This window comes from Nostoc sp. CHAB 5715, from assembly GCF_020829685.1.
Lineage (GTDB): Bacteria > Cyanobacteriota > Cyanobacteriia > Cyanobacteriales > Nostocaceae > Nostoc.
On sequence record NZ_JAIVFR010000380.1, the window covers coordinates 1 to 6,501 of the forward strand.

Sequence of the window (6,501 nt, forward strand, 5' to 3'; positions counted from 1 at the left end):
ACAAGCAAATCTCCATGCCTGATTTTAAGAACTAGCAATTTTCAATTTAAATTCATTAGGACTTACGCAAAAATTACTAAAAATCTTAATTTATCGAACCGCCAAGACGCCAAGAGCGCCAAGAATAGAGAGTTACTCATTTAGTGCAGCTTCACATTAAATTGGTATAACTCTTCTCTTATGCCCAATCCCGGTAAACAGAAAGTTCATCTACCCTCATTTCAAAAGGTACGCCTTGACTTTCTGGCGGACAAACACGGATTTTAGCACTGCTGACAATTCCATATAGTAATGTCCCCATTGGCACGATTTTTTGCAAAACACGCCAATTAGTAACTTGATCGGGACATTCAATTACCAATGTTAGAGCATTGGCATGAGTTGTGACATACCACCGACAATTAGATAGAAGATTTTGAATCGTGCGATCGCAAGCGTCATAAAAGTATCTACTAATAGAATACTCTAGTTGTTGCCGCAGTATAATATCGGCAGATGTCGGTTGTATTGGATGTGAGTCATCACCATTTAAGTAATACATCTTTCTAGCTATCTCTCTTTAATTTCCTGCTTATCTTCCAATCACCATTCCATAAAGTACATCTTTATTTGTTTCTAATAATTCTTGGGTTTCATCATCATAATAAGCACCAATACCACTACACCCAATTCCCAAATAATTACTAGTTAAATAAAGTCGCTGTCCAATAAAACCAGCTATTTGCATAGCAGTTTGATAGTTTAAATAATCTGACACAAAAAATAAAGTTACAGCGCCATCTCTAGCAATAGCCTGATTAATACATAAGTAACCTGTCTTTTCACTAAAATTACCCGTCTTAACCAGATGTGTACCTCTATATAACCCAGGTGTCATTCCTTCTACTCGATGCACCACTGAGTAAATTTCTATTTGCTCATAATTTTCTGTCGGTATTGACTGCTGAAGTTGTTGCACTACATATAAATAATCTTCTTGAGAAATAGATTCTTTCCGGAAACGTCTAATAGAACGTCTATTCCAAACAACTTGATAAAATTTATCCTTGTCGAAGTTAAATTGAGGATACTCTAATTTCTGCTGACGACTCTTTTGTAGAGTAGTTGCTTGATAAGCATCTTCAATAAATTGATTGGATTCAAAATAATCAGTACCAGAGACAAAAGGAACTTTCAACCTTAAACGTCTGATTTTCTTGTCTTGTAGTTCTCCTGACACCGCACAACTAGTAATAAACTCCTTATTCTCAAATCCCAAATCTGAATTGAGTGCAAGTTTATCAAAGTCAAAAACTAGTTGTATATCTTTTTCATGGAGATAAGCTGAAGCTGCAACTGCACCTAAATGGTGTCCGCTATCTAAGAAGCAATATCTCATGCTCCTGTTTTGATATTTCCAGCTAGACCTATAATAAACACAACTAATTAAAAAGATGAAACCGTTGATACTTTTTCCTGGTATAATATAACTCTCTAACCCATCATCAATTAATTCATAGATGAGAGTTAGACAATTATTCTCAACTTCTAGATGGTATATACCATCTACCATTCCCTCAATCTCGCGAACCTGTACGTAAACTTCCGTAGGATACAGAGCGCCTGCTGATGGATTCACCCGCAGTTTTAATGGGCCATCTTTATATACTTTTTCCAGTGTTATCGCACTGGTTAAGTAGATAAAAGAATGAACAGAATTATTGAGATTTAATTTCACTCTCCGATAAAACTTGGGATAAACTTTAAATGAAGATGGCTGTGTTGAAGCATCTACATAATTTGGATCGAGTTGTACCGATAAGTAGGAATGCTTGGTAGCGTCATGATAAGCTTTGCCCCATATCTGACTTTGTGGCATTTTTAAGTATCCTTAAAACTTCTGCGTTGCTGGCAAAATCGATAGCTTTATAGTCGTCTAAGTTTTTTAAATATAAGTTAGGATGATGTTCTAAAAGTAACTTAACGACTTCTGTCTTTCCGGCTGAAGCTGCATACATTAAAACAGTTGCACCGTTATCATTTTGGTTGTCGATGTTAATGTTTTCAGCTAACAGTAAATTAATTAAATCGTAATGATTACCAAAACAAGCAAACCACAAAGCATTGTTGCGATCGCTATTTCTAGCATTGATATCCGCACCTGCATCAATCAGTTCTTTAACGACTGAATACACTCCCTCTCTCGTAGCTTTCATCAAAGCTGTATCGCCATTTTCACCTAGCTGGTTTAAATCCCCAGAACTATAGCCTTTCGCTATTAACCATTGGATTGTTGTTTCACTCAAATCTTGGCTGCTTACTTGACTCATAATTGTTCTTTAAGTGTCACAAAAGTAAGTATTTTTCAAGTAAGTTTATGCTTGATAAACTTAATGGTGGGCATTACCCACCATTATTTTAAGATGCTATACGAGTAACTAAAGTCTAGTAGTTTACCAAAGCAACTTTGCTAGATATTCAAAAGTTTGGTAAGACAAAAATATTTTTCTCCACTCTCGATTTTCTGCCCTCACCTAGCAATTATGGGTTGGTCAAGTACTAAGTTAACTAGCAACAATTTAGCTTAGTTATATATTATCACTATGATAATTTTGAATTATAAATCATTTATAAAGATTCCCAGATATATCTAATAAAAAATATTGAGATACAATTAAAATGCAGAAAATTCTACAATGTTATTTCACAATCTAGACTAATAGCAGATAGAATTTTTGCGTAGAGATTCACTAGTGCATTGTTGCAAAAGTTTGTCTAGCTTTAACAATTTGCTCAAGCTCATTGTCTTGCTCAAATTTGATGTCAAGTTTCTATTAAATCTTGTGTTTAATAAAACAGAGATATTATGCTGAAGTTGCCTTTATATGTCTGGCACTTATTAAGAAATCTCAAATGTTTTCCTTTTTCAAGCAAAATTTGCTAGTTTATTTAAGTAAAAACAAGTAAAACACAGACGAAAAATGAAAATTAGCGCTCGTAATTCTCTCAAAGGTACTGTAAAAAAAGTTGTGCCTGGTACAGTTAATACTGAGATAACTTTGGAAGTGGCACCAGGAGTAGAGTTAGTGTCAATAATCACAAAATCATCAGCAGAAAAACTGGGACTTGCAGAAGGTAAGGAGGCTTATGCCGTGATTAAATCATCAGATGTGATAGTTGCTGTTGATTAAAAAATATAGCATCCTAAATGAGATTGTGAAAATTTTGTTATGGTCGTCCTTAGTCATTTGTCCTTGGTCATTTGTGATTACAAAGGACAAATAACTAATGACTATCAATATCAGTTTTGTCAAGATTTTTTCATCCTGGCTTTTACAGAAGGTGACTATTCCTCGCGCTCCCGTTATTAATAATTCTAATGAACAGCCAGTCACGGTAAATGGGGAAAACATTTGAATTATAAATTAGGAATTGTGAAGGGAAGAAGGAAGTAGATTTTCATCCTTCATCCTTCATTTTTTATTTGGTTGCTGCCTTTAGCAACCAAAGTAATAGTTTAAACGAGATATGCTTCTTGATGAGTTTTAATTGTGCAATTAGAACGAGGATAAGTTACACAAAGTAGAGCGTATCCTTTAGAAACTTGATCGTCATCTAAAAAGTTTTGATCATCTTGATTAACTTCACCTTCGACAACCTTGCCAACACAGCTAGAGCAAGAACGTGCGTGACAAGAAAAGGGCAATTCAATACCATTTTCTTCTGCTGCTTCTAAGATGGTAGTCTCTTCGTCAACTTCAATTGTGGTGTCGAGTTCTTCTTTTTTGTTGATTAATCTAACTTGGTAGGTAGCCATTTTCAGATTCTCCTCAAACGTTATATAGTTGGTCTAATTTCCGAAGTTTTTGAGCAACCTATCCTACTTTTTGCTTCCTTTCTTCTTACAGAGATGCTAAGTTTAATCAGCTTCTCTATAGGGGTAAGGGATGCAACACGAACTAGAAGCTACCTCAAGGGCATTGAAACTCTGCGGAGTGCGTCTATGGGAAACCTCTACAATTGACTTGGCACTAACGGAATGATGTTAGCTACAAGGTACACCAGTAGGTGTACAGTCGCCTGTTTTGAAGGACTTTCCACAACCGCAGGTATCAGTTGCATTGGGGTTGATGAATTTAAAACCGCTTTCCATCACTCCCTCAACGAAGTCAACGATAACTCCGTCTAACAACGGCGCACTTTTGGCATCAACGTAAACCAGTACTTTGCCTTGCTGACTTACCAAATCATCTGGTTGGGGCTTGCTGGTGATATCGATCGCATATTCATAGCCACTGCAACCACCATCTTTTACAGAGATGCGGACACCTTTAGTTGCGCCATCAGCGTCAGGTGCGGAACCTTTGAGGAATGCCCGCAGATGAAATTCTGCTTTTTCTGATAAAATAACGGCCATTAAATCTCCTGATTTGTCTTTTGTCATTTGTCCTTCGTCATTCGTCCTTTGTCCTTTGTCATTTGTTCTTTGTCAGTTGTCTTTTGCTAATGACCAATACTTCTCTACGAGAGGCTGCGCCAACGACTACGCTCAGTACTGACCAATGACCAATGACTAATGACTATTTTGTGCAATACCCGTGGCTTCCATCGAATTGGATTGCGCGTGTCTCCAAGGCGCACTATTACCGCATACTGGACAAGAGCGATCGCGGTGAGAACGGCGTTTAGCAAATTCCATTCGATTCAAGTCGATTGTCAGCAATTGCGACAATAGAGGCTGACTAAATCCGGTGATCAGCTTGATAGCTTCCAGCGCCGTTAGACAAGCTAGTGTTCCAGAAACAGCGCCTAGAACTGAAAAGCCGCGCTGATCCCAATCAGGCTTCTCTGGAAACAGACAAGATAAACAAGGAGTCACACCAGGAATAATCGTCGTCAGGTAAGCCTCCATCCCATTCATTGCGGCTTCCACCATTGGCTTACGCCAGCGCACACAGGCTTCATTTAATAAATTGCGCTCTGTAAAGTTGTGGGCGCAATCAAGAGCCATATCGGCGGACTGCACTAACGAGTCTACATTTTCCGGGGTGATGTAATCATGAACAGCTTCCACTTGGACATCAGGATTAATCGCATCCAGAGTTTCTTTAGCTTTGAATACCCTTGGCTTACCTACCCAATCATCAGTCATGAGAACCTGACGATTCATATCATCCAGCCGCAAGTCACCACCCCGGACTAGAATTAGCCGCCCAACGCCCGCTACTGCTAAGTAAAGCGCCGCCGTACCGCCTAATCCCCCCACACCTGTCACCAGAACTGTCGCTGACTTCAAGCGCTTCTGTGCTGTTTCGCCAAAATTTGGAAGCATCATTTGGCGACGATAGCGTTCTAATTCGGTAGGCGTTAGGTTAACCAATTTATACCTCCTAATCAGAAGTGATTTCTGTCAGTGTGACTACATTTTTCGGCTTGTCGTTAAACACTTTGAACAGCTTTTGTTCGTGAGGTGTTGATTCGATAAATACCTGATAAGCTTTTTGCAAAGCCAAAGAATATTGGTTTAGTCTCTCTTCTTGACTCAAGTTAGGAGAATTATTATCAATTTCTTGGATGTATTGAGAGAACTTTTTCAGAATATGTAGACGATTTACATTCACAACTTCTAAATCGTAGGACAGGTTAAAGAATTGAAAAAATTCTTCTGCATCTACCAGCTTCTTGAATTCATCAATAGTTCCAGTCATCTAGCATTCTCCAATTGTTTCAGATGTTGCTTAAGTTCATCTAACTGGCGATAGATTTCATAAGTTGCAGCCGCAACATCCATAAGTTGTTTGTAATCTGTTGGCAGACCTTCAGCTAAATCATGCAGATCCATTTTCATTTGACCCGCTTTGCTGTTTAGCCGTTTAATTTCTCCTTGTAGTTCCTCAATTGTCATTTGTCCTTTGTCCTTTGTCCTTTGTCATTAGTCATTTGTCTTTTGTCCTTCGTCCCTTGTCCTTTACTAGTGACCAATGACCAATGACTAATGACCAATGACTAATGACTAATGACTAATTAAATTTTGCCAACTTCAGGAAAGCGCTTCGCCAAATCAAGACCTTTCTTGACGTAGTTTTCTCCCTCTTCGGCTAATTTATCCAGTGAGTCAAAGCCAAAGCGATGAGCATCTCGCAAGGTTTTCACAGTTAGCAAAAGACGACCAGAAAAAACTAGCGCCCAGCCAAATCCTTCATGGCTCAAATCAACTACAACCTGGGATATCAAACCTGTTTCTTGTTCAATCCCAGCCGCTACAGCTCGAAAAAATGCCATAATCCGAGCTTGAGTTACCGGATCAACTTCGCCCTCAACGGAGATTTCCCGTTTCTTTTGTTTGGTGACAATAAAGGGTTTGAGAATTAACTCATCCGACCAAGTACGATAAACTCCATAACTGTCTTGACCACGGATTTGTTTGATTAATACCTTCAGAAATGGTGAGTTCAAGACTTCAGCTGTAGCGGTTCCGTTTACACTATTATTTGCGGTCATACTGTTGCTTCATTTTCAACT

The 6,501-nt window shown here is 38.4% G+C and carries 11 protein-coding genes; 2 read left to right on the forward strand and 9 right to left on the reverse strand.

The window, feature by feature from the left end; genetic code table 11:
* Positions 1-178: 178 nt before the first annotated feature.
* The 3 genes from LC574_RS20570 to LC574_RS20580 are packed head-to-tail and all read right to left on the reverse strand — an operon-like array spanning position 179 to position 2,309.
* Positions 179-541, reverse strand: a complete 363-nt coding sequence (locus LC574_RS20570; RefSeq protein ID WP_229455298.1) for a hypothetical protein — start codon at positions 539-541, stop codon at positions 179-181.
* A 30-nt stretch (positions 542-571) separates the two neighbouring features.
* The gene (locus LC574_RS20575) at positions 572-1,858 is read right to left on the reverse strand and encodes a SagB/ThcOx family dehydrogenase (RefSeq protein ID WP_229455299.1); all 1,287 of its coding nucleotides are present in this window, start codon (positions 1,856-1,858) and stop codon (positions 572-574) included.
* Positions 1,821-2,309: an ankyrin repeat domain-containing protein gene (locus tag LC574_RS20580; protein WP_229455300.1), complete on the reverse strand. Its 489-nt coding sequence runs from the start codon at positions 2,307-2,309 to the stop codon at positions 1,821-1,823. The genes LC574_RS20575 and LC574_RS20580 overlap by 38 nt, the downstream gene beginning before the upstream one ends.
* Before the next feature lie 651 nt (positions 2,310-2,960).
* On the opposite strand from LC574_RS20580, the gene LC574_RS20585 reads away from it, so the two are divergent.
* Together LC574_RS20585 and LC574_RS38530 are read left to right on the forward strand one after the other, a co-directional pair.
* Entirely contained in the window at positions 2,961-3,170 is a 210-nt protein-coding gene (locus tag LC574_RS20585; protein WP_229455301.1) for a molybdopterin-binding protein, read from the forward strand.
* A gap of 97 nt (positions 3,171-3,267) precedes the next feature.
* On the forward strand, positions 3,268-3,396 hold the full coding sequence (locus LC574_RS38530) for a hypothetical protein (RefSeq protein WP_306422142.1): 129 nt from the start codon (positions 3,268-3,270) through the stop codon (positions 3,394-3,396).
* A gap of 100 nt (positions 3,397-3,496) precedes the next feature.
* Here the strand turns inward: LC574_RS38530 and LC574_RS20595 are convergent, their stop codons facing one another.
* From LC574_RS20595 to LC574_RS20620, 6 genes are all read right to left on the reverse strand, one after another.
* Positions 3,497-3,796, reverse strand: coding sequence for a 2Fe-2S iron-sulfur cluster-binding protein (locus LC574_RS20595; protein ID WP_229455303.1), 300 nt, complete (start codon positions 3,794-3,796; stop codon positions 3,497-3,499).
* A 228-nt stretch (positions 3,797-4,024) separates the two neighbouring features.
* A complete protein-coding gene (locus tag LC574_RS20600; RefSeq protein ID WP_229455309.1) occupies positions 4,025-4,396 on the reverse strand; it encodes an iron-sulfur cluster assembly accessory protein in 372 nt (123 codons plus the stop codon).
* A gap of 156 nt (positions 4,397-4,552) precedes the next feature.
* Positions 4,553-5,359: a HesA/MoeB/ThiF family protein gene (locus LC574_RS20605; RefSeq protein ID WP_229455304.1), complete on the reverse strand. Its 807-nt coding sequence runs from the start codon at positions 5,357-5,359 to the stop codon at positions 4,553-4,555.
* 10 nt (positions 5,360-5,369) lie between these two features.
* Positions 5,370-5,687, reverse strand: coding sequence for a nitrogenase-stabilizing/protective protein NifW (gene nifW, locus LC574_RS20610; RefSeq protein ID WP_229455305.1), 318 nt, complete (start codon positions 5,685-5,687; stop codon positions 5,370-5,372).
* Entirely contained in the window at positions 5,684-5,884 is a 201-nt protein-coding gene (locus LC574_RS20615; protein ID WP_229455306.1) for a CCE_0567 family metalloprotein, read from the reverse strand. Before LC574_RS20615 ends, nifW begins: the two co-directional genes overlap by 4 nt.
* A 119-nt stretch (positions 5,885-6,003) precedes the next feature.
* Positions 6,004-6,480 (reverse strand): NifX-associated nitrogen fixation protein, encoded by a 477-nt coding sequence (locus LC574_RS20620; protein ID WP_229455307.1) that lies wholly within the window; start codon positions 6,478-6,480, stop codon positions 6,004-6,006.
* Positions 6,481-6,501 lie beyond the last annotated feature (21 nt).